We start from the raw sequence: 25,222 nt of genomic DNA on the forward strand, positions 1-25,222 counted from the left end.
AAGAGGTCATGATGAGTAAAGAAATCAAAACCCAGGTCGTAGTACTGGGTGCTGGCCCTGCCGGTTATTCCGCTGCCTTCCGTGCGGCTGACTTGGGTCTGGATACCATTATCGTCGAGCGTTACTCCACCCTGGGTGGCGTCTGCCTGAACGTGGGTTGCATCCCGTCCAAGGCGCTGCTGCACGTCGCCAAAGTCATTGAAGAAGCCAAGGCGCTGGCCGAGCACGGCATCGTCTTCGGTGCCCCGCAGACCGACATCGACAAGGTGCGTTTGTGGAAAGAGAAGGTCATCAACCAGCTGACCGGCGGTCTGGCCGGCATGGCCAAGATGCGTAAAGTCCAGGTCGTGAACGGCTTCGGCAAGTTCACCGGCCCGAACACGCTGGAAGTGGAAGGCGCCGACGGCAAGACCACAGTCACCTTCGACAACGCCATCATCGCCGCCGGTTCCCGTCCGGTGAAGCTGCCGTTCATCCCCCATGACGACCCCCGCGTATGGGACTCTACCGATGCGCTGGAACTGACGACCGTACCTGGCAAGCTGCTGGTCATCGGTGGCGGCATCATCGGTCTGGAGATGGGTACAGTGTACTCCTCCCTGGGTTCCGAGATCGACGTGGTGGAATTTGCCGACCAGCTGGTACCGGCTGCCGACAAAGACATCGTCAAGATCTACACCAAGCGCGTTGCCAAGAAATTCAACATCATGCTGGAGACCAAGGTCACCGCCGTTGAAGCCCGTGAAGACGGCCTGTACGTCTCCTACGAAGGCAAGCACGCCCCGGCCGAGCCGGTTCGCTACGACAACGTGCTGGTCGCCGTTGGCCGCGTGCCGAACGGCAAGATGCTGGATGCCGAGAAGGCCGGCGTTGCCGTCAACGAGCGCGGTTTCATCGAGGTGGACAAGCAGCTGCGTACCAACGTGGCCCACATCCACGCCATCGGCGACATCGTCGGTCAGCCCATGCTGGCCCACAAGGGTGTTCATGAAGGCCACGTCGCGGCCGAAGTCATCGCCGGCAAGAAGCACTACTTCGACCCGAAAGTGATCCCGTCCATCGCCTATACCGAGCCGGAGATGGCTTGGGTTGGTCTGACCGAGAAGGAAGCCAAGCAACAGGGCCTGAACTTCGAAGTCGCCACCTTCCCGTGGGCTGCTTCCGGTCGCGCCATCGCCTCCGACTGCGCCGATGGCATGACCAAGCTGATCTTCGACAAGGAGAGCGGCCGCGTCATCGGTGGTGCCATCGTGGGTACCAACGGCGGTGAGCTGCTGGGTGAAATCGGTCTGGCCATCGAGATGGGGGCAGACGCCGAAGACATCGCGCTGACCATCCACGCTCACCCGACTCTGCACGAGTCCGTGGGCCTGGCTGCCGAAGTGTTCGAAGGCTCCATCACCGACCTGCCGAACGCCAAGGCCAAGAAGAAGAAATAAGTCCCTTCTTCCCACCCATGAAAAGCCGCTCCCAGGAGCGGCTTTTTTTGTTTTTTGACGATGAAAGAGATTTGTTCGAGGCTGTTTGCTATGCTGGGAACAATCCTGTTCACCGCCCTTCCTGCCATGCAAGCACCCCCTATTTCCGAATACGAACAGCAGCGCCTCGATGGCCTTCGCCGCCTCGCCATCCTGGATACCACGGCGGAGGAGCGCTTCGACCGCATCACCCGGATGGCGCGCAACATGTTCGAGGTGCCCATCTCCCTCATCTCCCTGGTGGATGAGGAGCGGCAGTGGTTCAAGTCACGCTGCGGTCTGGATGCGCAAGAGACCCCGCGGGACATCTCCTTCTGCGGTCACGCCATCCTCGGCGAGGGGATCTTCGTGGTGGAGGATGCGACCCGGGATCCGCGCTTCGCCGACAATCCGCTGGTGCTGGGGGCTCCCCATATCCGTTTCTATGCCGGCTGCCCCCTGCATATCGCCGGGGGTTACAAGGTGGGTACCCTCTGCCTCATCGACCACAAGCCGCGCCATCTGGATGAACGTCAGCAGTCCCTGTTGACGGATCTGGCGGGCATGGTGGAGCACGAGCTGGCCGCCATCCAGTTGGCGATCCTGGACGAGCTGACCGGCATCACCAATCGCCGCGGCTTCGTCATGCTGGGACAGAAGTGCCTGCAACTCTCCCATCGGCAGGGACGGGAGGCGAGCCTGCTGTTCCTCGATCTCAACCGCTTCAAGGAGATCAACGACAGCCTTGGCCACGAGGTGGGGGACGATGCCCTGCGCCAGATGGCGCGCTTGCTGTGCAAGGTGTTTCGCAATGCCGACATCTTCGCCCGCCTGGGGGGCGATGAGTTCGTTGTGTTGCTGCCGGGCATAGGACCCGGGCTGGTGCCACGGGTACTTGCCCGTTTCGACGAGGCGTTGGCGCGATTCAACCTGGAGGCGGGAAAACCCTATCGGCTGGCCTGTTCCACCGGGGTCGCGCATTATGATCCGGCCATGCCCCCCGAGCTGGAACTCCTCTTGATGCAGGCCGACCGGCAGATGTACGACCACAAGAGAGGGCGTTAGCAGCGCCCCTTCTTGGCCTGCCCGGGCGGGCAGAAGGTGCGATAGCCGCCATGGTGGTGGTCATAGTAGTCACGGCGGTAATACCCATCACGGTAATAATGATCATCGTAATGGCGATAGTAATGACGATGGTAGCCGTCAGTGACCCGGATATGGGCGTCATCCACGCTGAAGTCTGCGCCGTGTACCCGTACCGGGCCGCTGGCACAACCGCTGAGCAAGATGCCAAGCAGTACCATCAGAATCCGCTTGTCCATAACAACCTCCTAGGGTTTCCCTGATTATGCTGCCCTTTGCCAAGAACACAGGGAGGCATTGCGGGTGCTGCGTCATGACTTGCCGCTGGCATGACGGGCCGAATGGGGCGGCCGTCGGTGGGGGGAGCATGCAGAGGGGTTGCCAGCACGGGAAGCCGCCTGTGCTGGCGCGGTCGTGGAACCGTGCACCTGAGTTGCCGTCCGAGACGAGGGCGTCGTTTCTGCGGTCTTACGAGTTCCAGCCGGGTGTAAAAAAGGGCGCTAGCAGCGCCCCTTCTTGGCCTGCCCCGGCGGGCAGAAGGTACCGTAACCCCCTCGATCCCCGTCGCTGACCCGGATCCTGGCATCCCCCACGCTCACATCGGCGCTGTGCACCCGCGTCGGGCCGCTGCTGCAGGCGCTGAGCAAGCCCGCCAGCAATGTGATCACAACCAGTTTACTCATGATACCTCCCGTTATTTCCCTCTATTATGACGCAGCTTGGCATGAGGAAGCTTGAGGGGGCGGGCGGACCTGCGTCACGGCCTGCCGTAGTGCAATCAGGGCGCGTCACGGCACGCCCTGTTTGCAGGTGGAAGGGGTGGCTCATAGCCGGAAGTTGCCGACCAGCTTGTCGAGCTCGCCGGAGAGCTGCTGCAGGCTGCGGCTGGACTCGGTGAGCTGGTGGGCGATGTCGGCCGTCTCCATGGTGAGCTGGTTGATGTCCTCCACATTGCGGTTGATCTCGCCCACCACGCTGGACTGCTCCTCGGTGGCGGTGGCGACCTGGATGTTCATGTCGCTGATCTGGGTGATGTGGCCGGTGATCTGGTCGAGGGCACCGTTGGCCTCGTCGGCCTGGGCCACCACCAGCTGGCTCTGGTTGCGGCCCTGTGCCATGGCGCTGACCGCGCGGGCGCTCTGCTCCTGGAGGCTGTTGATCATCACCTGGATCTCGGCGGTGGAGGCGGCGGAGCGGCTGGCGAGGCTGCGCACCTCGTCGGCCACCACGGCGAAGCCGCGGCCCTGCTCGCCGGCGCGGGCGGCCTCGATGGCGGCGTTGAGGGCCAGCAGGTTGGTCTGCTCGGAGATGCTGCGGATGGTGTCGAGGATGCTGCCGATGGAGTCGGTCTGGCTGGCCAGGGACTCGATGACCCCGGCGACCTGTTCGATCTCGCCGGAGAGGCCGACGATGCCATGGCGGGCCTGGGCCACCACCTGGGCTCCCGCATCGGCCTGCTCGTTGGCCTGTTTGGCGACGTCGGCGGCGAGCGACGCGTTGCCGGCGATCTCGCTCACTGTGGCCCCCATCTCGTGGATGGCGGTGGCGACCTGGACGGTGCGATCCCGCTGGGCGGTGCAGTTGTGCTGGGTGAGCTGGGCCTTGGCGGCCACCTCGTTGGCGGTGGCGGCGAGCTGGCGGGAGTTGCTTGCCACCTGCTCGATGGAGCCGTGGATCTTGGTGACGAAGTTGTTGAAGCCGGTGGCCACCTGGGCCAGCTCGTCACGGCCATCGACCCTGAGGCGCTGGGTCAGATCGCCGTCACCGCTGCCGAGTTCCCGGAACAGACGGGCCAGCTCGTTGAGCGGGCGGCTGACCGAACCGGCCAGCAGCACGCCGAGCAGCCCCATGCCGACGGCGATGGCCAGGCTGACCAGCAGGATGTGCAGCCGAGCCCGATCCAGTTCCGCATAGATCTCGGCCTCAGGCACCTGGGCCACCAGATACCAGTCGAGCAGGGGGATATAGCTGGTGGCCAGGATCACCGGCTGGCCGTCGATCTCGGCACGGGTGGCGGCGAACGGCTGCTTGTTGAGCAGGTTGGTGCTGCTGCCGCTGGCCAGCTGGGTCAGGTTGTCCCGATCGATGCGGGCGGCGTCGGGGTGCAGCTTCACCCGGCCGCTGCCATCCGTCATGAAGACGAAGCCGCTGTCGCCGATGCGGAAGTCGGCCAGCATGCTGACCATGCTGTCGAGGGACTTGGCGAGGCCGGCGAGGCCGCGGCCGTCGAGCTGCTGGAAGTTGACGAACAGCTTCACCTCGCCGTTGGTCTCGCGAAAGATGCTGAGCATCAGCTCCTGGCGGCTCTTGGTGTAGTCGTAGAACCAGCCGTCCTGGTCGTGGTTCAGGATGCGCAGGAAGCCGTCCTGGTTGTAGTAGGCGGCACTCTGCCGATCGGCGAAGGAGGCGGTGACCAGGCCGTACTGGGCCGTCATGTCCTTGAGCTGATCGATGAGGATGGACTCCTGCTCCTTGGGCATGCCACGGGCGACCCAGTCCAGCACGAAGCGATCGTTGGCCAGCTGTCTGGCGGCGCCGGCGACCGAGGTGAGATCCTTCTCGATCTCCTTGCCGATGCGCTGGGTCAGGTTCGGCAGCTCCTGCTCGAACATGCGGGTCTCGATCAGCTGCTGGGCCGAGCGCTGGCTGAAATAACCCACCAGCAGGCAGGAGAGCGCCACGGCCAGGATGACGGTGGCCAGAATTTTCTGTTTGAGTGTCAGGTTTGCGAACATGGGCGTGACTCGGGTGTGGACCTGGAATTTGAACTCATATTAGCGGCCGAACGGGCGCTTTCTTGAGCGGGTGGGGCGTTTATTGCCGATTAACGTTTGCGCTCACATCAGGCCAGGACTGGATTGGCGCCGTTTTATCCCCGCATTGGCCGTCACCGCCCCGGGGCATCTCGTCAGCACCCCGGGTTGCGGTTAAAGTGCTTCCACTTATAGTAGGCAGCACCTGGTCGGCAGACCGGCCTCGACTCTTACCGGATCAATGGACACTCATATGCGCATCTTTCATCGGGGATGGACCCACCTGATTATGCTCCTGCTGGCGACCCTGCCCTTCATGGCGGCGGCCGAGGCGAACGATCCCCTGCCTGTGACCCAGGCCCAGGGCGCGGCCAAGGGGGAGCGGCCCAGAATTGCCCTGGTGTTGAGCGGCGGCGGTGCCAAGGGCTCTGCCCACATCGGGGTGCTCAAGGTGCTGGAGGAGAAGCGGATCCCGGTGGACATCATCGTCGGGACCAGCATGGGTTCCTACGTGGCGGGCATGTACGCCATGGGGCTCAGTGCCGAGGAGGTGGAGCGCACCACGCTGGCCATCGACTGGAACAAGGGGTATCAGGACAAGGTGGGCCGGGACGAGCTCTCCCTGCGCAAGAAGCAGCAGAGCGAGAAGTACCAGCTGCGCACCGACATCGGGGTCAACGGCGATCAGACCCAGCTGCCTGACGGCTTCTTCCAGGGGCAGTCCATGGCCAGCCTGCTGCGCCACGCCACCTCCAACCTGCCGGCGCAGAAGAGTTTCGACGATCTGCCCATCCCCTATCGCGCCGTGGCGACCGACATGGAGACGGTCACCCCCTTCGTGCTGGATCACGGCAGCCTCGCCAAGGCGATGCAGGCCTCCATGTCCATCCCGGGTGCCCTCAAGCCGGTGGACTGGGAGGGGCGCATCCTGGCCGACGGCGGCACCGTCAACAACATGCCGGTGGACGTGGCCAAGGCCATGGGGGCCGACGTGGTGATCGCGGTGGACATCGGCGCCAAGCTGCGCACCCGGGAATCCTTGAAGTCGGGGCTGGCCATGATCGACCAGCTCACCACCTACATGACCCAGGTGGGGACCGAGAAGCAGAAGGCGCTGCTCGGTCCCAACGACATACTGCTGACGCCGGAATTCGGCAACATGGGCATCGCCGACTTCGCCCTGATGCCGGAGGGGATCAAGCAGGGGGAGGCGGTGGCCAGCCGCGCGGCCATCCAGCTGGACGCCCTCTCCCTCTCTCCCGATGCCTACGCCGAGTATCGCAACCAGAAGCTGAGCCGCCGTGCCGAGCGCAGCGGCCAGCCGGCCTACTACATCGACAAGGTGGAGATCATCAACAAGTCGCGCCTCTCGGACGACACCGTGCGCGCCATGCTCAATGTGCGGCCGGACAAGGTGCAGACCTATGAGAGCCTGGAGGCGGGGATCCGCCGCCTCTACGCCCTGGAGTCCTTCGATCGCATCACCTACGAGGTGGAGGAGCGGGGCGGCGAGAACGTGCTGGTGGTGGATGCCAGCGAGAAGAACTGGGGGCCTGGTTACCTGAACTTCCAGCTCGGCTTCTCCGACGACTTCGAGAGCAGCTCCAACTACAACGTCGGCATGTCCTACACCCTCACCAACGTCAACGAGTGGGGGGCCGAGTGGCTGACCGAGGCGTCGCTCGGCACGGCCAAGCATCTCAAGACCGACTTCTACACGCCGCTGGAGCCGTCCCAGACCTACTACGGCGAGGCGAGCCTGGCCTATGACAAGACCCAGCGCCGTGTCTTCTTCCCGGAGGAGGATGCGGCGTCGTCCGGGGTGAGCTACCTGGACTCGGAGTACAGCTTCACCAGCGTGGATCTCGCCGTCGGCTGGAACCGCCAGCCCTGGAGCCGACTCTCCCTGGGGCTGGAGGGCAAGGTCGGCAACGTGGAGATCCAGAACCTCGCCAATGCGGATGCCGATGCCTCCGCCTGGGGGCCCTATGTGCGCTTCGAGCACGATACCCTCGACAGCCGCTACTTCCCCTATCAGGGCGTCTACTGGGACATCAAGGGGGGGTATTCCCACATCGAGCTGGACCCGTCAGACGGGCCGTCCGAGCAGACCGAGGGGATGAACTACCGGCTGGTGATGATCAAGCCCTGGTCCTGGGACAGGCACAGTCTCAACCTGATGCTGGAGGGGGGCGGCTCTACTTCTGAGGAGACGGTGCCGCTGTTCGTGCAGGATCTCGGCGGTCTGTTCCGCATGTCCGGCTTCCAGCACTACCAGTTGAGCGGCCGTTACAGCCTGTTCAGCGGCCTGCGCTACATCTACCGGGTGGCGGACAACGACTTCGGGGCCATCAAGGCGCCCCTGTTCCTCGGGGGCTCCCTGGAGCAGGGGGGGGTCTGGGACAAGGGGAGGGACATCAGCCTGGAGTCTTCCTATACCTCGGGGTCCGTCTACGTGGGGGTGGAGAGCTTCCTCGGCCCCATCTTCCTCGGCTATGGCGTGGCGGAGGGGGGGCATGACATGTTCTATCTGCAATTGGGCACTACGTTCCAATAAGGATGAAATGATGCCTTTTTGTTAACTCGCCATTGGTGAGCGTCTTGTCATTTTTAAAAAGATCAATGTTTTTATATTGTTATGCTGGTTTGTTGAATAACTGTACAGGGTTTGGATTTTAATTAGTCGTTAAAACTTATATAGTGGGGGGCACCCTACGGGTGTCCCGCAAGGACGATCGCCGCGAGCTTGGGCGAACCCCCAAAAAAAGACCAAAGAGGAATTAGTCGTGCTTGAAACATACCGTAAACACGTCGCAGAACGTGCCGCCGAAGGCGTGGTTGCCAAACCTCTGGACGCAGAGCAGGTCGCCGCCCTGGTTGAGCTGATCAAGAATCCGCCCGCCGGCGAACAGGACTTTCTGAAAGAACTGTTGTCCTCCCGCATTCCCCCGGGTGTCGATGAAGCGGCCTATGTCAAAGCCGGCTTCCTCACCGCCGTCGCCAAGGGCGAGGCCCACTCCCCCATCCTGACCGCCGCCGAGGCCGTCGAACTGCTCGGCACCATGCAGGGTGGCTACAACATCCAGCCGCTCATCGACCTGCTGGACGATGCGACCCTGGCTCCTCTTGCCGCCAAGGGCCTCTCCCACACCCTGCTGATGTTCGACTCCTTCCACGACGTGGAAGAGAAGGCCAAGGCGGGCAACGCCCATGCCAAGCGGGTGCTGCAATCCTGGGCCGATGCCGAGTGGTTCCTCTCCCGCCCGGCCCTGGCCGAGAAGATCACCGTCACCGTATTCAAGGTGCCCGGCGAAACCAACACCGACGATCTGTCGCCGGCCCCGGACGCCTGGTCCCGTCCCGACATTCCGCTGCACGCCCTGGCGATGCTGAAGAACGCTCGTCCCGGCATCACACCGGACAAGGACGGCGTCATCGGCCCCATCAAGACCATAGACGCGCTGAAAGAGAAGGGCTTCCCGCTGGCCTACGTGGGCGATGTGGTCGGTACCGGCTCTTCCCGTAAATCCGCCACCAACTCCGTGCTCTGGTTCATGGGCGACGACATTCCGTTCGTACCGAACAAGCGCGCCGGCGGCGTCTGCCTCGGCGGCAAGATTGCCCCCATCTTCTTCAACACCATGGAAGATGCCGGCGCCCTGCCCATCGAGGTGGACGTCTCTGCACTTGCGATGGGCGACGTGATCGACATCTTCCCCTATGAAGGCAAGATCACCCGCCACGGCACGGGCGAAGTGCTGGCGCAGTTCGAACTGAAAACCGAGGTGCTGATCGACGAAGTGCGCGCCGGTGGCCGCATTCCGCTGATCATCGGCCGCGGCCTGACCGACAAGGCCCGCGAGTCGCTGGGTCTGCCGTTCTCCACCGTGTTCCGTCGTCCGCAGCCCGTCGCCGACACCGGCAAGGGCTTCACCCTGGCCCAGAAGATGGTGGGCAAGGCGTGCGGCGTGAAGGGCGTGCGCCCGGGCACCTACTGCGAACCCAGGATGACCACGGTCGGCTCCCAGGACACCACGGGCCCCATGACCCGAGACGAGCTGAAGGATCTCGCCTGCCTCGGCTTCTCCGCCGATCTGACCATGCAGTCCTTCTGCCACACAGCGGCCTATCCCAAGCCCATCGACGTACAGACCCACCACACCCTGCCGGACTTCATCATGAACCGCGGCGGTGTGAGCTTGCGTCCGGGCGACGGCGTCATCCACTCCTGGCTGAACCGCATGCTGCTGCCGGATACCGTGGGGACAGGTGGTGACTCCCACACCCGTTTCCCCATCGGCATCTCCTTCCCGGCGGGCTCCGGCCTCGTGGCCTTCGCCGCCGCCACCGGCGTGATGCCGCTGGACATGCCGGAATCCGTGCTGGTGCGCTTCAAGGGCGAACTGCAGCCGGGCATCACCTTGCGTGACCTGGTCCATGCCATCCCCTACGCCGCCATCCAGAAAGGGCTGCTGACCGTCGAGAAGGCGGGCAAGAAGAACATCTTCTCCGGCCGCATCCTCGAGATCGAGGGGCTGCCGACCCTGAAGGTGGAGCAGGCGTTCGAACTGGCAGACGCCAGCGCCGAGCGTTCCGCCGCCGGTTGCACCATCAAGCTGGATAAAGAGCCGATCATCGAGTATCTGAAGTCCAACATCGTGATGCTGAAGTGGATGCTCTCCGAAGGCTACGGCGACGTGCGCACCATCACCCGCCGCATCAAGGGGATGGAAGAGTGGCTGGCCAACCCGGTGCTGATGGAGGCGGACAAGGATGCCGAGTACGCCGAGATCATCGAGATCGATCTGGCCACCATCAAGGAGCCGATCCTGTGCGCGCCGAACGATCCGGACGACGCCCGTCTGCTGAGCGATGTGGCCGGCGATCAGATCGACGAGGTGTTCATCGGTTCCTGCATGACCAACATCGGCCACTTCCGCGCCGCCGGCAAACTGCTCGAGAAGTATCAGGGCGAGCTGCCGACCCGCATGTGGATAGCCCCGCCCACCAAGATGGACAAGGATCAGCTGACCGAAGAGGGCTATTACGGCATCTTCGGTCGGGTCGGTGCCCGCATCGAAATACCCGGCTGTTCCCTCTGCATGGGCAACCAGGCGCGGGTAGCGGAAGGGGCCTCCGTGGTCTCCACCTCCACCCGCAACTTCCCGAACCGTCTGGGCAAGGGGGCCAACGTCTACCTGGCCTCTGCCGAGCTGGCTGCGGTTGCCGCCATCATCGGCAAGATCCCGACCGTGGCCGAGTACCTGCAGTACGCCAAGACCCTGGACGCCACTGCGGCCGACACCTATCGCTACCTCAACTTCAACGAGATCGCCTCCTACACCAGGAAGGCCGATGCGGTGATCCTGCAACAGGCGGTATAAGGCCTGCCGGTCTGACCACTGAAAATAACAATGCCGCGTCTTGACGCGGCATTTTCCATTTCAGGGGGCTGCGCGATAATGGGGCCCCATGCCCAGTGACGGCCTTGTCGATCCGCCTTGCCCGCTCGCTTCACTCTCGTTGTCTGGTCATGATGTCTCCCTCCCGGCGGGTATGTTTTCACTGCAGTGCTTGCGAGGCAGGCCTGCGAATTGTGGCGTGGTTCTCTATGTTTCTGTTCCGGATTGATCTGGCCCGTACGAAGTGGCGTCTTGGCTGCGCCCTGCTGGTATTGACCCTGCCGCTGCAGGCGGGTGGATGGCTGGTGCGAGACAGCTACGAGCAGGAGTTGAAGCGCGACGCCAGCGCCTCCGCCGACAAGGCCAAAGCCCTGCTGGAGCGCATGCTGGATCAGGCCGAGCAGGCCAATCTCGACATGTTGCCGCTGATCGACCGCCCCTGTGCCGACAACCTGCTGCTGCTGCGCAAGCGGGTGGCGCTCGAACCCTTCCTGCGCTCGGTCAACCTGGTGCGTGACGGGGTGATCCACTGTACCTCGCTGTTCGGGCCGGCCCGGGAGGTGGATGATGGTGCCATCTACACGGATCACAAGCTGCTGCTGATGAGCGGCAATCGGGTGCGCAAGAATCACCCCCTGTTGGTGGTGCGCCACGAGCGGGGGCGCGATGCGGTGCTCAGCGCCATCGACAGCAGCCAGCTCAGCTTCATGCTCACCCTGAGCAGCGATCCCAGCGAGCTGTTCTTGCAGGTCGGGTCCGCCTGGCTCGATGAGTCAGGCCACTTCCAGAGCGCCCCACCGCAGTTGAACAGCAAGTTCGCGCTGACCCTCACCTCCCAGCGCTACCCCTTCACCATCCACGCCGGGTACGCCATGCCGTTCTACTGGCGCGCCCTGTGGGAGGCGCGCCATCTGCCCCTGATCTGGCTGGGGGGCAGTTCGCTGCTGCTGGCGCTGCTGGTGTGGTGGGTGCTCGGGCGGCCCGGGGCCCTCACGGATGAGCTGAGGCGGGGACTGCGGGCCAGGGAGTTTGTCCCCTATCTGCAGCCGCTCATTGCCAGCGAGGGCGGCAACACGGTGGGGGCCGAGGTGCTGATGCGCTGGCAGCATGCCACCGAGGGGCTGATCCGCCCCGATCTCTTCATCCCCCAGGCGGAAGAGTCGGGCCTGATCGTACCCATGACGGTCAACCTGATGAAGACGGTGGCCCAGAAGCTCCAGCCGGTACAGGGACAGTTGCCAGAGGCTTTTCACATCAGTTTCAACATCAGCGCCACGCACTGTCGCGATCTCTCCCTGCTGGCGGAGTGCCGTGCCTTCCTCGCCCACTTCGTGCCGGGGCGGGTGGTGCTGGTGCTGGAACTCACCGAGCGGGAGCTGCTGGTGACCAACCCGCAGACCCTCTCCCTGTTCCGCCAGCTCGACGAGATGGGGGTGAGGCTCGCCATCGATGACTTCGGCACCGGCCACTCCAGCCTTCACTACCTGCAACAGTTCCACGTGGACTATCTCAAGATCGATCGCTCCTTCATCGGCCGCATCGGCACCGAGTCCCTCTCCGAGCACATCGTCGACAACGTCATCGACCTCGGCCGCCGGCTGGGGCTCTCCCTGGTGGCCGAAGGGGTGGAGACGGAGCAGCAGGCCGCCTACCTCAGGGGCAAGGGGGTCCAGTATCTGCAGGGCTATCTGTTCGCCCGCCCCATGCCGCTGCGCCAGTTCTGCCGGGAGCTGGCGGCAGGGGAGAGGTGCAGGCCCCTCGTCGAGCGCGCCGCCCAGGCCTGATGGGGCTCAGCGCACCAGGCCGTGAAGCCAGTTCACCAGGGTCTCGTGGGCACTACCTGGCTCGGGTCTCGTGGGGGCAAGCAGGTGATAGCCGGTGCCGTCCGGGATGAAGCCGAGCGGCGCCACCAGCAGGCCGGCCTCGAGGTCGTCGCACACCTGGCGGTAGGGGCCGATGGCGACGCCAAGGCCGGCCACCGCCGCCTGCAGGCTGAAGTAGAAGTGCTCGAAGGTCTGTCCCGATCCCTCGTCACCGGCTGGCAGGCCGGCATGCTGCCGCCACTCCTGCCAGGCGCCGGGACGGGTTCGGGTGTGCAGGCGGGGCGCCGCCGCACTCAGGGCCCAGCCCTCCTTCCGTCGCTCGAAAAACTGCGCCACCCTGGCCGGCTGGCAGACAGGCCCGGTTCGCTCCTCGAACAGCGGCTGGTTGTAGAGCTCGGCAGGCCACTGGAAGTCGTTGCGCCGGATGGCGAGATCGATGCCGCTGTCGAAGCTGAGGGCGCCACCCCCCGCCATCAGGTGCACGTCCAGCTCCGGGTGCAGCGCCTGAAAGTCGGGCCAGCGCGGGATCAGCCAGCGCATCAGCAGGGTGGGCTCGCAGGAGAGCACCAGTGACTGGGGGCGGCTCCGCTGGCGCAGCGCCTGGGCCGTCCGGCGGATCTGGCCAAGCCCCTCCCTGACCGACTCATAGAGCCGCTCGCCCGCCTCGGTCAGGAAGACCCGGCGCTGGCGCCGCTCGAACAGCATGACCCCCAGATCCTCCTCCAGCAGGCGCACCGCCCGGCTGATGGCCCCGTGGGTCAGGTGCAGCTCGTCGGCGGCGCGGCCGAAGTGCTCGGTGCGGGCCGCCACCTCGAAACAGCGCAGGGCGGTGAGGGAGGGGAGCGAGAGGGATTTTTGTGAGTTATTTTCACCATTCATGTCAGAAATCATCGTTCGTTATTGGTGTTATTGCCAAATAAAATAGCCGATATCACTTCTTGTCAGGACTATTTTCATGACCGAACTGCTCGCCGTCGTCGCCATTACCCTCCTTGCCGTCATCAGCCCGGGACCCGACTTCGCCATGGTGTCGCGCAACGGCCTGCTGCTCTCGCGCCGCAGCGGGGTGCTGACGGCGCTTGGCATAGCGGCCGGGGTCTGCGTGCACGTGAGCTACACCCTGCTGGGGGTGGGGGTGCTGATCCAGCAATCCCTCTGGCTGTTCAACCTCATCAAGCTGGCGGGGGCGGCCTACCTCGTCTTCCTCGGCATCAGGATGCTGCGGGCCCGACCGGCGGTCGATGAGGTGATGGCCGACCAGCCCGCCCTCTCGAGCCTGGGGGCGCTGCGCACCGGTTTCCTGACCAATGTGCTCAACCCCAAGACCACCATCTTCATCGTCAGCCTCTTCATGCAGGTGGTGCAGCCGCAGACGCCGCTGGCGGTCCAGCTCGGTTACGGCGCCTTCATCGTGCTGGCCCATGCCCTCTGGTTCAGCGCGGTGGCGATCTTCTTCTCCAACGCATCGGTGCGGGCCCGTCTCCTGGCGGTACGTCACTGGATCGATAGGGGGTTTGGCGCTCTGCTGGTGGGATTCGGCATGCTGCTGGCGCTGACCCAACCCTCCCGCTGAGGGCGCAACCTGCAGGCCCCGCAATCCACCCGAGAATTGCAGGGGCTTGTTTTTCATGCCTTGGGTGCCACTTTTCGGTAGAATTGCCGCTCATTTTGAAGTCAGATGAGGCGCGGTATGACGGTCAGGTTCCAGGCATTTCACAGCATCAAGGCGATTGGCAATCGGGAGGTGCTGTTCAACTGGTCCAGGACCAACCCCCTCGGCGCCCTGGATCAGGTGTGGCGCCCGACGACCCGCGACGAGCTGCAGCAGCTGCTGCGCGAATACCCCGAGCGCAAGATGCGGCTCATCGGCTCCGGCCTCTCCTTCGAACCTATCCACAGCGTCTATGCCGAGGGCAGCCAGGCGCTGCTGGTGGACCTGCACCACCTGCGCGGCCAGCTGGCCAAGACCGCCGATACCGTGACCTATCAGGCGGGCACGCCCCTCGATACCGTCTATGCCGATCTCATCGCCATGGATCGCATGCTGCCGGCGTCTCCCGGCGTCATCGGCATCCAGACCCTGGGCGGTGCGCTCAGCACCGGCACCCATGGCCAGGGGCTGCACCAGTCCGCCCTGTGCGACGCGGTAGCGGCCATGACGGTGATGCTGGCGAGTGGCGACATCATCCGGGTGGATCGCAGCGATCCACGCTTTGGCGCCTTCGTGATGGGCATGGGCATGCTCGGGGTGCTGCTGGATGTGACCCTCAACACAGTGCCGAACCGCATCATGCGCTGCACCAAGTTCACCACCGACTACCCCTTCCTGCTGGCACACAACGAGCGCCTCAACCGGGAGCACGCCTTCGTGAAGAGCTGGTGGTTCGCCTGGACCGGCGAGAGTCACATCTGGCTGGTGGATCCGGCGAGCGACGAGGAGGTGGCCCGCTACCGGGCCGGCGGCAGCGAGCCGCTGGTGCTGGCGGGAGACATGGACGAGCGCATGAACCTGGCGCTCAATGCCACCATAGACGCGACCCTGCAGAAGATGGCCAGAGACACCAAGGACGAGGCGCGGGCCGGCGAGCACTTCGAGACGGTGCGCCGCTTCAAGGACGCCTCCGATCTGGTGGGCAACGTCTACCAGATCCTCTGCAAGGGGATCCCGGCGCCCCAGATCAACTGCGAAGTGGCGGTCCCCCTCGAACGCATGGGGGAGGCGCTGGAAATCCTGCAGGCGTGGCAGCAGGCCAACCCCGGCGTGCTGCACTACCCCTTTATCCTGCGCTGCACCGGCCCCTCCGAGGCCTGGCTCAGTGCCGCCTATGGCAAGTCGGTGTGCTGGATTGGGTTCCTGGTCTATCTGGCGGCGGACGGCACCTTCGTCGGGGGCTCCATGGAGCAGATGCGCGAGCTGCAACAGCTGCTGGTGCCGCTGGGTGGCACCCCGCACTTTGGCAAGCATCTGGCGATGGACCTCTACGACTTCCCGGCCCTGTTGCCGCGCTGGCACGACTTCCTGGCCCTGAAGCGCGAGCTTGACCCCCATGGCCGCTTCGAGAACCGCTGGCTTGGCGAGCTGTTTGCCGACCGGTGAGGCCGGCCCCTTCGAGAGGGCAGGCATTTTTGCTCCCTTCCCCCCGGCTGGGAGCAGGGGGAGGAGGGGAAGGAGATAACCTCTTCAAGCCCCATGACGACAGGCTCTAAGGATTTGACATGACTGACCCGCAAGACACCCGTATCCCCGTGACCCTGCTGACCGGTTTTCTCGGCAGCGGCAAGACCACCTTGCTCAACCACTGGGTCAAGCAGCCCGAGCTCGGCGAGTGCGCCGTGCTCATCAACGAGTTCGGCTCCGTGGGGCTGGACCACCACCTGGTGCAGCAGGTGGACGAGCAGGTGGTGCTGCTCGATTCCGGCTGCATCTGCTGCTCGGTGCAGGGCTCCCTGGTGGAGGCGCTGCAGGGGCTGTTTATGAAGGCTATCCAGCGGAAAATTAAGCCTTTTAAACGGCTCATCATCGAGACCACGGGCCTGGCGGATCCCGCTCCCGTGCTCTTTACGCTGAGGGAGGAGGGCTTTATCGCCCAGCGCTACCGCTTCGACGGCACCGTCACCGTGGTGGATGCCGGCCATATCGAGCAGCAGCTTATCCAACAGTACGAGGCGGTCAAGCAGGTGGCCCTGGCGGATCTGCTGGTGGTGAGCAAGGGCGATCTGGTGGATGAAGAGACACTGGCACGGGTCGAAGCCCAACTGGCGGCCCTCAATCCGGCGGCCCCCGTCGAGCGGGTCAGCAACGGCGTGCTCTCCCCCGCCGTGCTTGAGAAGCTCGGCGCCTACAACGAGGCGGCGGGGCGCGACGTGCGCCAGCTGCTGGCCTGGTTGCGCACCGAATCCCCGAAGCAGGGGCTGGCTTCTCCCATGCAGCCGCAGATGACGCCCTTTGCCGCCAGGGTGGGCACGGCCGCGCCGACCCATTTCGCGCACGGCGGCTCTTTTGCTCACAACAATATTGAGAGCTTCTCCCTGCGCATCGGCGAGCCCCTCAGAGCCGCCCGTCTGCTGGCCGCCATCGATGCGGTGCAGGCGCAGTACGGCGACGCCCTGCTGCGGCTCAAGGGCATACTGCAGCTGGAGGGGGAGAGCCAGCCCGTGGTGATCCACGGCGTGCACGGCCAGCTCTATCCGCTGCAGACCCTGGGGGAGTGGCCCGAAGGCAAGGCCCAGTCCCGGCTGGTGTTCATCGTGAAGAGCCAGGACAGGGAAGGGATAGAGCGTCTGTTCCTCGACACTCTGAGGGCGCCTGAGCCCAGCCTGGAAGCGCAGCTCAGGGCCATGCTCGGCCAGCCGGATGCCTGATATGCTGATATGACCCGCATCCGTGCGGGTCTTTTCTTACCTGACGAGGAGGTGGCAGCTCATGCCTGACAGCACTCACATGGTGACCCCAGCCCAACGTACCTGGCTGCCCTGGCTGACGGCGGTCGGCTTCTTCATGCAAACGCTGGATGGCACCATTCTCAACACCGCCCTGCCCAGCATGGCCGAGGCCCTGGGGGAGAGCCCGCTGCAGATGCAGTCCGTGGTCATCGCCTACATGCTGACGGTGGCGCTGCTCATCCCGGCCTCCGGCTGGTTGGCAGACAGATTCGGCACCCGCCGCGTCTATCTGGCCGCCATCCTGCTGTTTACCCTGGGCTCCTTGGCCTGTGCGGTCGCGAACACCCTGCCCGTGCTGGTCGTTGCCCGGGTGCTGCAAGGGGTGGGGGGCGCCCTGCTGATGCCCATAGGGCGCCTGGCGGTGCTGCGGGTCTACAGCAAGCACGAGCTGCTGAGGGTCATGTCCTTCGTCACCATCCCCGGCCTGCTCGGGCCCCTCATCGGCCCGGCCCTGGGGGGCTGGCTGGTGGAGGTGGCGAGCTGGCACTGGGTCTTCCTCATCAATCTGCCGGTGGGGGTGATAGGTTTTGTGGCGAGCTGGCACTTCATGCCCGAACTGCGCCAGCACACCGCCAGGTTCGACTGGCAGGGGTTCGCGCTGTTCAGCGCCGGCATGGTGCTGGTATCCGTCGGTTTGCAGGGGCTGGGGGAACACAGCCTCTCCACCGGCTGGGCCCTGTTCGCCCTGCTGTTCGGGCTGGCCGCCATGGCGAGCTACTGGCTCTATGCCGCCACCGTGGATCAGCCGCTCTTCAGCCTGGCGCTGTTCAAGACCTCCACCTTCGCCATCGGCATCTGGGGCAACCTGTTCGCCCGCCTCGGCAGCGGTGCCATGCCCTTCCTGACCCCGCTCTTCCTGCAACTGGGGCTCGGCTTCTCGCCGAGCAAGGCGGGGATGACCATGATCCCGACCGTGATCGGCGCCATGCTGACCAAGACGCTGGTAAACAAGCTGATCCCGCGCATCGGCTATCGCCGCATCCTGATCGGCAACACCCTGGCGCTCGGGGCCATGATCGCGAGCTTCTACTTCATCGACAACCAGGTGCCCCACGGCGTGCTGCTGGTGTGGCTGGCGGTGTTTGGCGCCATCAACTCCCTGCAATTCTCCGCCATGAACACGCTCACGCTGCAAGATCTGAGCGCCGAGCATGCCAGCAGCGGCAACGGCCTGCTGTCGGTGGTGATGCAGCTCTCCATGAGCCTGGGGGTGGCCATCGCCGCCAGCCTGCTGGGGCTCTTCTCCGCCGGGCAGGCGGTCCAGGAGAGCGGGCGCTGGCTCGATGGCTTCCACCTCACCTATCTGTGCATCGGGCTGATGTCCATGCTGGCTGCCCTGATCTTTGCCCAGCTGGCCAGGCAGGAGCGCAGGGGATGAGGATCTGAGCCCCGCACCGGAGCCTCAGGGCTGGGGCGCCGGCAGGTAGCTGACCGGGCCGGGCAGTTGTGCCAGCAGCCGGGCCAGGTGAGCGGTTTCCAGCAGGAAGGTGAGCTCGGGGTGGCCCGGGGTCCAGGTGAAGGCGTGATGGGCCAGCAGCTGCGGGTCCACCAGCAGGGGCACGTCGGCCCTGGGCAGGAAGGGGCAGACGGCGCCCGGCAGGCAGCCGATCTCGGCCTGCATCTCCTCGGCGCTGCAGATGGAGGGCTTGGCGCCCAGGGCGGCCTTGACCGCCTTGCTGTCGAGCCGCCCGTCCCTGTGGGTCAGCAGCAGGGCGAAGCGGCCGTCCTTGAACTTGAGAAACAGGGTCTTGCTGAATTCGGCCTGCCAGCCGAGACGGGCCTTGACCCGCTCGTCGGTGGCGTAATCCAGGATGGGTTCGTGTTCGAAGCGCTGGTGGGGCAGCTCGGCCAGCAACTGGCAGTTGAAGCCGTGGATGGTGTCGAGTGGCATGGGGTTCTCCTGTGCTGGCAGCCATGCTGCCACGGGCGCCGGCGCAGGCCCAATCACCCTTTCTTATCCATCATCAGTGCCGTCGTGAGCAACAAGGGCACCGCGAGGTGCCCTTGTTGCTCAGTGGTGCTGCAGCTCGCACGCTTCCCAGTGGAAGGGGATGGGGCTGAGGCGCTGGGAGGCCTTGTCGTAGCGCTCCCACAGCTCGCCCAGGGGACGGCCATCGACGGGGTGGCGCAGGGTGGGGGCCAGCTCCGCCAGCGGCCAGAGCACGAAGGCGTTGGTGAGGATCTCGCCGCGGGGCAGCGCCAGGGGCGTCTCGCAGACCAGGTCGCCGTAGAGCAGCAGATCCAGATCCAGGGTGCGCGGCGCGAACTTCTTGGCGTCCGGCTCCCGGCCGTGGGCGAACTCCATGGCCCTCAGCCGCTGGCACAGAGTGGCGAGGGGGAGCTCGGTCCAGGCTCCCACCACCAGGTTGTAGAAGGGGCGGCCGTTGAAGCCCACCGCCTCGCTCTCGAACACCCGGGAGACCTGCAACTCGCCAAACTCGGCGTGCAGGGCATCGAGGCCGGCCCGGATATGGCGTTCCCGATCGATGTTCGATCCCAGGCTGATGTAGATGCTGGTCATCAGCAGGCGCTCGACACCGGGGTACGATGGCGCAGGATCTCGACCCCGACGCCGGCGGCATTGGGCACGGCACCCGGCTTGGTCAGGGTCACCTTGACCCACTGCACCCGAGCGTCGTCCAGCACCAGGGCGGCCACCTGCTCGGCCATGGTTTCGACCAGCTCCACGACCTTGCCCTGGGCGTGATCACAGATCTTGCGGGAGAGGGTGGCGTAATCCAGCGCCAGGTTGATATCGTCGGTTGCGGCGGCGGGGCGGTTGTCAAACCCCATCTCGAGATCGAAACAGAGCTTCTGGCGAATGCCTTTCTCCCACTCATAGACCCCTATGGTGGTCAAAACCTCGAGTCCGCGAATAAACACCTTGTCCATGACAGTACTTCTTCTTTACTCTTGATGGGCTGTGAAAACAGCGCAGGGATGCAGGCCTGGCAAGCAGATGGCCGCTGGCGGCCGGTTTGGGCGACACGCGTTCGGGCAAGCCCAGACCAGAGAATGTGGCCCGCATCATACCCCATTCATATCGTGGTAAAAACGACCAAGATGACGGCCCTGACGATTTTGATGATTATTCTGGCCTATCTGGGCGGCTCGCTGTCCAGTGCCGTGCTGGTTTCCCGCATCACGGGGTTGCCGGATCCCCGCGACCATGGCTCCCACAACCCGGGGGCGACCAATGTGCTGCGCCTCGGCGGCCGGATGGCCGCGCTGATCGTCCTGCTGCTCGATGTGCTCAAGGGCATGGCCCCCGTCTATCTCGCCTGGTATCTGGAGATCAAACCCGTCTATCTCGGCTTCATCGGCGTCGCCGCCTGCCTGGGCCACATGTACCCCCTCTTCTTCCACTTCCGGGGCGGCAAGGGGGTCGCCACCGCGCTCGGCACCATGCTGCCCATCGGTTTTGCCATGGGGGGCGCCGTCATCGCCACCTGGTTGCTGGTGCTGCTGGTGAGCGGCTATTCGTCGCTGGCTTCCATCGTCACCGTGCTGCTGACGCCGCTCTTCACCTATCTGCTCAAACCCGAATACACCCTGCCGGTCTCCCTGCTCTCCTGCCTCATTCTGATCCGCCATCACGAGAACATCACCCGGCTGCTCAAGGGGGAGGAATCCCGCCTCTGGCGCCGCCGGGGAGGGAATTCCCCCGCAGAAGTGGTGAAAATGGGTGATGCTGAGCAAAAAAGAGACGAACGAGACGAAAAGTAAAATTTCCCGTTGACCACCTGCCTTAAAATCCGTTTAATAGCGCCCACGCCCAGATAGCTCAGTCGGTAGAGCAGGGGATTGAAAATCCCCGTGTCGGCGGTTCGATTCCGTCTCTGGGCACCACATTTTGGTGCCATGAAATAAAAATTTGTTCATGCACAATGGTTTGAAGTGTGCCGGCTTAGCTCAGTAGGTAGAGCAACTGACTTGTAATCAGTAGGTCACCAGTTCGATTCCGGTAGCCGGCACCATTTGCCCAGATAGCTCAGTCGGTAGAGCAGGGGATTGAAAATCCCCGTGTCGGCGGTTCGATTCCGTCTCTGGGCACCACATTGTTCCTCCGTAGTTCAGTCGGTAGAACGGCGGACTGTTAATCCGTATGTCACTGGTTCGAGTCCAGTCGGAGGAGCCAATTCAAAAGCCCAGCAGCAATGCTGGGCTTTTTTCTTTTCCCCAGCCGCTCCGCCTGATGCCTGGCAAAGGGCCTGCCCACGCTTGTGTCCATCTTCCCCGTCAGCCACTTACCATGGCGTTTCCCCTGTCGTGATGGCGTGAGCCGCCCGTTTTCCCGTAAGCTTGCACCAGTTTGCCGCCCTCGACCGAGTCTCACGTTCGAGGCATTTTCAAGACCGAGGTAATCTATGAATGCAACAGAGCTGTGGCAGCTCTCCCCCGAGCAGTTCAACGAATGGCGGCGGGAGAACGACTACCCCCTGATCTGGGACCTGCTGGTGGCGTCGCTGCCTCATTTCGACGACTGGATGAGGGAGCAGAAGATAGAGAAGAGCGTGATCTTCCAGATTGGGATAGCCCGCTTCATCAGCTCCCGCTGCGTGCTCAGCCTGTGCGTCTACATGAGCGACGACAAGATCCGCCTCTATGAGACCGCCTCGAGCGCCCTGGAGTCCCTGCGCAAGAGCGGCCTCATCCGCTCCGAGAGCCGTTTCGAGCCTTACTGCATGTGGCTGGCCGGCAAGCATGGCAAGGACGAGGTGAAGCGGGTGCAGAGCCTGCTCTCCGTCTCGGAGAACAACAAGGGGGAGGCCCAGGTGCTGGGCAGGCATCGGCTGCTCAACATCGGTGGCGTGGCGCTCAAGAGCCCCATCATCTCCGGCCGGTTGCTGGACTTCACCTGCCTCGACGAGCTCTCCCTCGACGGGGCCGTCAACAACTCCAAGGTCTATCTGTGGCACTGCTCCGCCAAGGGGGTGAGGGTCAATGGCGGGGTGATAGGGCTGGATCTGTTCGATTCCCTGCTTTGGGATCACAGGGCCTGGGCCAAGAAGCGGGAGCTGGCGCTGGAAGACGGGGTCTTCCAAGACTTCACCATAGAGTGCGAGGAGATCCGCTTCCACTCCTCCCGGGCCGTGCTGAAGAACTTCAACGTCAGCGCCAAGAACTTCGACGCCACCATGGAGCACACCAACCTGGACAAGGTGCAGGTGGTCTACAACGAGAATGGCCGGATCGACCACAACGAAGCGAGCAAGCTCTATCGCAATGCCAAACGCCTCTTCTCCAGCGTGGGCGATACAGTGGATGCCGGCGAGTGTTACTACAAGGAGAAGCTGCACGAAATGAAGTCCCTGGCGAGCCCACGGGATCTGTTCAGGGAGCGCTGGCTGCGCAGTGGCATGGTGAGGAAGGGAGGGCTCTCCCTGCTGTGCTACCTCAGGTGTGCCGGCAAGTTCATCAGCTTCATCACCTGGGGCTTTGGCGAGCGGCCCATCAGAAGCCTGCTGATGTCGATGGGGGTCATCCTGCTGGCGACCCTGACCTATTTCCTGGCGCCGGAGTCCGTGACCCATGGCCATCTGGGGCGCTCCCTCTATTTCAGCATCGTCACCTTCGTGACCCTGGGGTACGGCGACATCTCCCAGACCTCTTCCCCCCTCCAGCTGTTGTCGGCCATAGAGGCGTTCTGCGGCATGTTTCTGACCGGCCTCTTCCTCGCGGGCTTTGCCTCGAAAACCAAGCAGTACTGATGGCGAACCGGGCGTCAGGCCGCTGTCGCCCGGCAGCCAACATCCATCTGCCCCATGCCCGCCGGCGAAACCCCCTTCCTTGACGCCGTGGCGGTGGAGCGACTTTATTTAAAGTCATCGATCGCCGCGGCGGTCGATGGCACGACAAGAAACAAACAGAGGAGCCGGCAAGGTATCGATCGACCCACCATCGAAGCAGAGAAGGAATAACGCTATGATATTGAATCACTTATGGGGATTGTATGCCCACCCTCACACCGAATGGCATAACATAGACGAGCGGCACGACAGTTTCAGAAACAGTCTGACCCATATCCTGATCGTGGCACTTATCCCTCCCATCTGCGCCTACTACTCCGCCGTGCATATCGGCTGGAGCATAGGCGTCGGTGAGCCCATCACCCTGACCGCCGACAGTGCGCTCATGCTCTCCATCGCCATGTACGTGACCCTCATCATCGGCGTCCTCGCGCTCTCCTATCTGGTGCACTGGATGGGTCATACCTTCGGCTCGGATCCCAGCTACACGACCTCGCTGGAGCTGGCGGCCTACACCTCCACGCCGCTGTTCATGGTCGGCTTCTCCGCCTTCTTCCCGCATCTCTGGTTCGTCATGCTTATCGGCCTCATCGGGCTCACCTATTCCGTCTACCTGCTCTATGTGGGGGTGCCCATCCTGATGCACATCCCCAAGGAGCAGGGGTTCATCTATGCCAGCTCCGTGGTGACGGTCGGTCTGGTGCTGCTGGTGTGCGTGCTGGCCGCCACGGCCATTCTGTGGGGATCCGGCTTTGGCCCCGTGTTTACCCAGTAGTGTTCCGGTCAGTCTGCAACGACGACAAGGGCGCCTTGATGGCGCCCTTGTCGTGTCTGGCTGGGCGCAACCGATCGCCCTGTGGTTCTCAGCGCGGGTTGCCGCTGCCGATGCCGAACGGGAGGCGGTAATCGCTGCTCTGCTCCCCGAGGCTGACGGTCAGGTTGCCCTGGGCTCGGCTCGGAATCTGTACCTGCTGGGAGCCCGTCAGGTTGGCGTGGACGGAGGCCATCAGGTCGCCGGACTCGTCACGCACCTCCAGCATGGGGTTGCTCTTGCCGGCCATGGCCGCACTGGCATGCCAGTTCACGAACAGCACACCCGGGGTGGCGCTGAAATCGGCGGGGACGGCAGCCTGGGCAACACCGGCACTCATCAGGCCTGCGACGGCCAGCATCTTGATCACGTTTTTCATGTTCATTCACTCTCTTGGTTTTTATGTCATTGGCAGGGCCGGACAGGCCCGTATCAATGCATCCTTGCAAGAGGTCATTCAAATAGTGTGTCGTTCTTTCACTGACATCAGGCACCTTGTTTTGGGGTGTCATTGTCATGAATGACCAGCCATGTCGCGGCTTGGCGCTCCTGTCCAAGCGATGGGTGAATATTAAACAGCCTCATCCATCATTGTTAGCGAGATAAACTGGTCTACACATTCAAAAAATATGAACCTTTTTGTGCGCCGAATGTGCGCATCTGCCGAGATCCTGATCCCGCAGGCGTCCCGTCACCGCCTTGGCCGCTTGCCACGGCGCCCTGTTTTTTGCGGGTCAGGCCGGATCGGCGCGCCGCCGTCCCCCATGCCAGGTGGTACCCATGGAGGCGGCGATGATGGCAGCTATCCCGAGCCACTGGGAGAGGGGCAGCCGCTCTCCCAGCAGCATCAGCCCCATCAGGGCGCCCATGGCGGGTTCGCCGCTGGTGAGAATGCCGTAGCTCTTGAGCGGCAGTCGGCGCAGGGCAAACATCTCGAGGGAGTAGGGGATGGCGCTGGAGAGCAGCCCCACCCCGGCGATGGTCAGCACCACGGGCAGGGTGAAGGAGGCCTCGCTCGCACCGCCCAGACCGAAGGGAAGCACCAGCAAGGCACCAAACCACATGCCGAGTGCCGGTGCCTGTGCCCCCAGCAGGGCCCCGGCCCGCTTGCCGGTCAGCATATAGAGCCCCCAGAACACGCCGGCCCCCAGGGCCAGCGCGACCCCCAGGGGGTCGATGGCCTGCTCGGCCGCCCGCAGCGGCAAGAGCAGCAGCAGGCCGACGATGGCCAGCGCCAGCCAGAGGAAGTCTTCCCGGTGGCGTGAGCCGAGCAGGGCCACCGTCAGCGGGCCGATGAACTCGATGGCCAGGGCCACCCCGAGGGGGATGCGCTCGATGGCGAGATAGAAGAGCAGGTTCATGGCCCCCAGCGAGAGCCCGTAGGGGAGGGCCCCCAGCAGGGGGCGCCGGTCGAGGGGGGCTTGCCAGACTCTGAACACCAGGGAGAGGAGCAGGGCGGCGCACCCCAGCCGGAACAAGGTGGTGCCGGCGGCTCCCAGCAGGGGAAACAGCGTCTTGGCCAGCGAGGCGCCGAGGGTGATCGACAGCATAGCGAGGATGACGGCCAGCAGGGAGGAGAGGGCGGGGCTGGTTGGCTGCATCTTGTTCAAACCTGAGTAGGGTAGGAGCAAGAAAATATATCTGGAGATCGCCGTAATTTCGGTCTAATACTGGCCTTGCGCGATAATTTTTATCTAATG

The 25,222-nt window shown here is 63.9% G+C and carries 21 protein-coding genes and 4 tRNA genes; 16 read left to right on the forward strand and 9 right to left on the reverse strand.

Annotation, left to right across the window (positions count from 1 at the left end):
• Nucleotides 1-11 precede the first annotated feature (11 nt).
• Nucleotides 12-1,439, forward strand: a complete 1,428-nt coding sequence (gene lpdA, locus BN1132_RS11320; RefSeq protein WP_042077639.1) for a dihydrolipoyl dehydrogenase — start codon at nucleotides 12-14, stop codon at nucleotides 1,437-1,439.
• Between the two features lie 126 nt (nucleotides 1,440-1,565).
• Entirely contained in the window at nucleotides 1,566-2,522 is a 957-nt protein-coding gene (locus tag BN1132_RS11325) for a GGDEF domain-containing protein (RefSeq protein WP_042077698.1), read from the forward strand.
• On the opposite strand, the gene BN1132_RS19615 is transcribed toward BN1132_RS11325, so the two are convergent.
• The 3 genes from BN1132_RS19615 to BN1132_RS11340 all read right to left on the reverse strand — a co-directional run bounded on the left by BN1132_RS19615 (nucleotide 2,519) and on the right by BN1132_RS11340 (nucleotide 5,275).
• Complete coding sequence (locus BN1132_RS19615; RefSeq protein WP_084202841.1) at nucleotides 2,519-2,779, reverse strand: hypothetical protein; 261 nt, start codon at nucleotides 2,777-2,779, stop codon at nucleotides 2,519-2,521. The genes BN1132_RS11325 and BN1132_RS19615 overlap by 4 nt on opposite strands.
• 261 nt (nucleotides 2,780-3,040) lie before the next feature.
• A complete protein-coding gene (locus tag BN1132_RS11335) occupies nucleotides 3,041-3,223 on the reverse strand; it encodes a hypothetical protein (protein WP_042077642.1) in 183 nt (60 codons plus the stop codon).
• 141 nt (nucleotides 3,224-3,364) lie between these two features.
• Nucleotides 3,365-5,275, reverse strand: a complete 1,911-nt coding sequence (locus BN1132_RS11340) for a methyl-accepting chemotaxis protein (protein WP_042077644.1) — start codon at nucleotides 5,273-5,275, stop codon at nucleotides 3,365-3,367.
• A gap of 271 nt (nucleotides 5,276-5,546) precedes the next feature.
• Here BN1132_RS11340 and BN1132_RS11345 point away from each other — a divergent pair, with 271 nt between their 5' ends.
• The 3 genes from BN1132_RS11345 (at nucleotide 5,547) to BN1132_RS11355 (ending at nucleotide 12,479) form a co-directional block, all read left to right on the forward strand.
• Nucleotides 5,547-7,850 carry a patatin-like phospholipase family protein gene (locus tag BN1132_RS11345; protein WP_042077645.1) on the forward strand — a complete coding sequence of 768 codons (2,304 nt, stop codon included), beginning with the start codon at nucleotides 5,547-5,549 and terminating at the stop codon, nucleotides 7,848-7,850.
• 229 nt (nucleotides 7,851-8,079) lie between these two features.
• Nucleotides 8,080-10,677, forward strand: a complete 2,598-nt coding sequence (gene acnB / locus BN1132_RS11350; protein WP_042077646.1) for a bifunctional aconitate hydratase 2/2-methylisocitrate dehydratase — start codon at nucleotides 8,080-8,082, stop codon at nucleotides 10,675-10,677.
• Nucleotides 10,678-10,904: 227 nt separating this feature from the next.
• Nucleotides 10,905-12,479, forward strand: a complete 1,575-nt coding sequence (locus tag BN1132_RS11355; RefSeq protein ID WP_042077647.1) for an EAL domain-containing protein — start codon at nucleotides 10,905-10,907, stop codon at nucleotides 12,477-12,479.
• Between the two features lie 6 nt (nucleotides 12,480-12,485).
• On the opposite strand, the gene BN1132_RS11360 is transcribed toward BN1132_RS11355, so the two are convergent.
• Nucleotides 12,486-13,397, reverse strand: a complete 912-nt coding sequence (locus BN1132_RS11360; RefSeq protein WP_042077649.1) for a LysR family transcriptional regulator — start codon at nucleotides 13,395-13,397, stop codon at nucleotides 12,486-12,488.
• 76 nt (nucleotides 13,398-13,473) lie between these two features.
• Here BN1132_RS11360 and BN1132_RS11365 point away from each other — a divergent pair, with 76 nt between their 5' ends.
• The 4 genes from BN1132_RS11365 (at nucleotide 13,474) to mdtD (ending at nucleotide 18,339) form a co-directional block, all read left to right on the forward strand.
• Nucleotides 13,474-14,091, forward strand: coding sequence for a LysE family transporter (locus BN1132_RS11365; RefSeq protein WP_042077650.1), 618 nt, complete (start codon nucleotides 13,474-13,476; stop codon nucleotides 14,089-14,091).
• Nucleotides 14,092-14,208: 117 nt separating this feature from the next.
• Nucleotides 14,209-15,615: a D-arabinono-1,4-lactone oxidase gene (locus tag BN1132_RS11370; RefSeq protein ID WP_042077652.1), complete on the forward strand. Its 1,407-nt coding sequence runs from the start codon at nucleotides 14,209-14,211 to the stop codon at nucleotides 15,613-15,615.
• 119 nt (nucleotides 15,616-15,734) lie between these two features.
• The gene (locus tag BN1132_RS11375) at nucleotides 15,735-16,880 is read left to right on the forward strand and encodes a CobW family GTP-binding protein (protein WP_042077653.1); all 1,146 of its coding nucleotides are present in this window, start codon (nucleotides 15,735-15,737) and stop codon (nucleotides 16,878-16,880) included.
• Nucleotides 16,881-16,941: 61 nt separating this feature from the next.
• On the forward strand, nucleotides 16,942-18,339 hold the full coding sequence (gene mdtD / locus BN1132_RS11380) for a multidrug transporter subunit MdtD (protein ID WP_042077654.1): 1,398 nt from the start codon (nucleotides 16,942-16,944) through the stop codon (nucleotides 18,337-18,339).
• Nucleotides 18,340-18,363: 24 nt separating this feature from the next.
• Here the strand turns inward: mdtD and BN1132_RS11385 are convergent, their stop codons facing one another.
• The 3 genes from BN1132_RS11385 to folB all read right to left on the reverse strand — a co-directional run bounded on the left by BN1132_RS11385 (nucleotide 18,364) and on the right by folB (nucleotide 19,853).
• Entirely contained in the window at nucleotides 18,364-18,852 is a 489-nt protein-coding gene (locus BN1132_RS11385; RefSeq protein ID WP_042077655.1) for a YbaK/EbsC family protein, read from the reverse strand.
• A 120-nt stretch (nucleotides 18,853-18,972) separates the two neighbouring features.
• Nucleotides 18,973-19,482 (reverse strand): 2-amino-4-hydroxy-6-hydroxymethyldihydropteridine diphosphokinase, encoded by a 510-nt coding sequence (gene folK / locus BN1132_RS11390; protein ID WP_042077658.1) that lies wholly within the window; start codon nucleotides 19,480-19,482, stop codon nucleotides 18,973-18,975.
• The gene (folB, locus tag BN1132_RS11395) at nucleotides 19,482-19,853 is read right to left on the reverse strand and encodes a dihydroneopterin aldolase (RefSeq protein ID WP_042077660.1); all 372 of its coding nucleotides are present in this window, start codon (nucleotides 19,851-19,853) and stop codon (nucleotides 19,482-19,484) included. Before folB ends, folK begins: the two co-directional genes overlap by 1 nt.
• Nucleotides 19,854-20,024: 171 nt before the next feature.
• Here folB and plsY point away from each other — a divergent pair, with 171 nt between their 5' ends.
• The 7 genes from plsY (at nucleotide 20,025) to BN1132_RS11430 (ending at nucleotide 23,486) form a co-directional block, all read left to right on the forward strand.
• Nucleotides 20,025-20,687 (forward strand): glycerol-3-phosphate 1-O-acyltransferase PlsY, encoded by a 663-nt coding sequence (gene plsY / locus BN1132_RS11400; protein ID WP_042077662.1) that lies wholly within the window; start codon nucleotides 20,025-20,027, stop codon nucleotides 20,685-20,687.
• A 47-nt stretch (nucleotides 20,688-20,734) separates the two neighbouring features.
• Nucleotides 20,735-20,810: transfer RNA gene (locus tag BN1132_RS11405), tRNA-Phe, on the forward strand.
• 52 nt (nucleotides 20,811-20,862) lie between these two features.
• Nucleotides 20,863-20,938 (forward strand) — tRNA-Thr (locus BN1132_RS11410).
• A 3-nt stretch (nucleotides 20,939-20,941) separates the two neighbouring features.
• Nucleotides 20,942-21,017 (forward strand) — tRNA-Phe (locus BN1132_RS11415).
• A 6-nt stretch (nucleotides 21,018-21,023) separates the two neighbouring features.
• Nucleotides 21,024-21,099: transfer RNA gene (locus BN1132_RS11420), tRNA-Asn, on the forward strand.
• 229 nt (nucleotides 21,100-21,328) lie between these two features.
• On the forward strand, nucleotides 21,329-22,672 hold the full coding sequence (locus BN1132_RS11425; RefSeq protein WP_042077664.1) for a potassium channel family protein: 1,344 nt from the start codon (nucleotides 21,329-21,331) through the stop codon (nucleotides 22,670-22,672).
• Nucleotides 22,673-22,886: 214 nt separating this feature from the next.
• Complete coding sequence (locus BN1132_RS11430) at nucleotides 22,887-23,486, forward strand: Yip1 family protein (protein WP_042077665.1); 600 nt, start codon at nucleotides 22,887-22,889, stop codon at nucleotides 23,484-23,486.
• Between the two features lie 88 nt (nucleotides 23,487-23,574).
• Here the strand turns inward: BN1132_RS11430 and BN1132_RS11435 are convergent, their stop codons facing one another.
• Nucleotides 23,575-23,907 carry a hypothetical protein gene (locus BN1132_RS11435; RefSeq protein WP_042077666.1) on the reverse strand — a complete coding sequence of 111 codons (333 nt, stop codon included), beginning with the start codon at nucleotides 23,905-23,907 and terminating at the stop codon, nucleotides 23,575-23,577.
• Between the two features lie 349 nt (nucleotides 23,908-24,256).
• Nucleotides 24,257-25,123: an EamA family transporter gene (locus tag BN1132_RS11440; protein WP_042077667.1), complete on the reverse strand. Its 867-nt coding sequence runs from the start codon at nucleotides 25,121-25,123 to the stop codon at nucleotides 24,257-24,259.
• Between the last annotated feature and the right edge of the window lie 99 nt (nucleotides 25,124-25,222).

Origin of the sequence: Aeromonas sanarellii, assembly GCF_000820085.1 — a bacterium.
In the GTDB taxonomy this organism is placed as follows: Bacteria; Pseudomonadota; Gammaproteobacteria; order Enterobacterales; family Aeromonadaceae; genus Aeromonas; species Aeromonas sanarellii.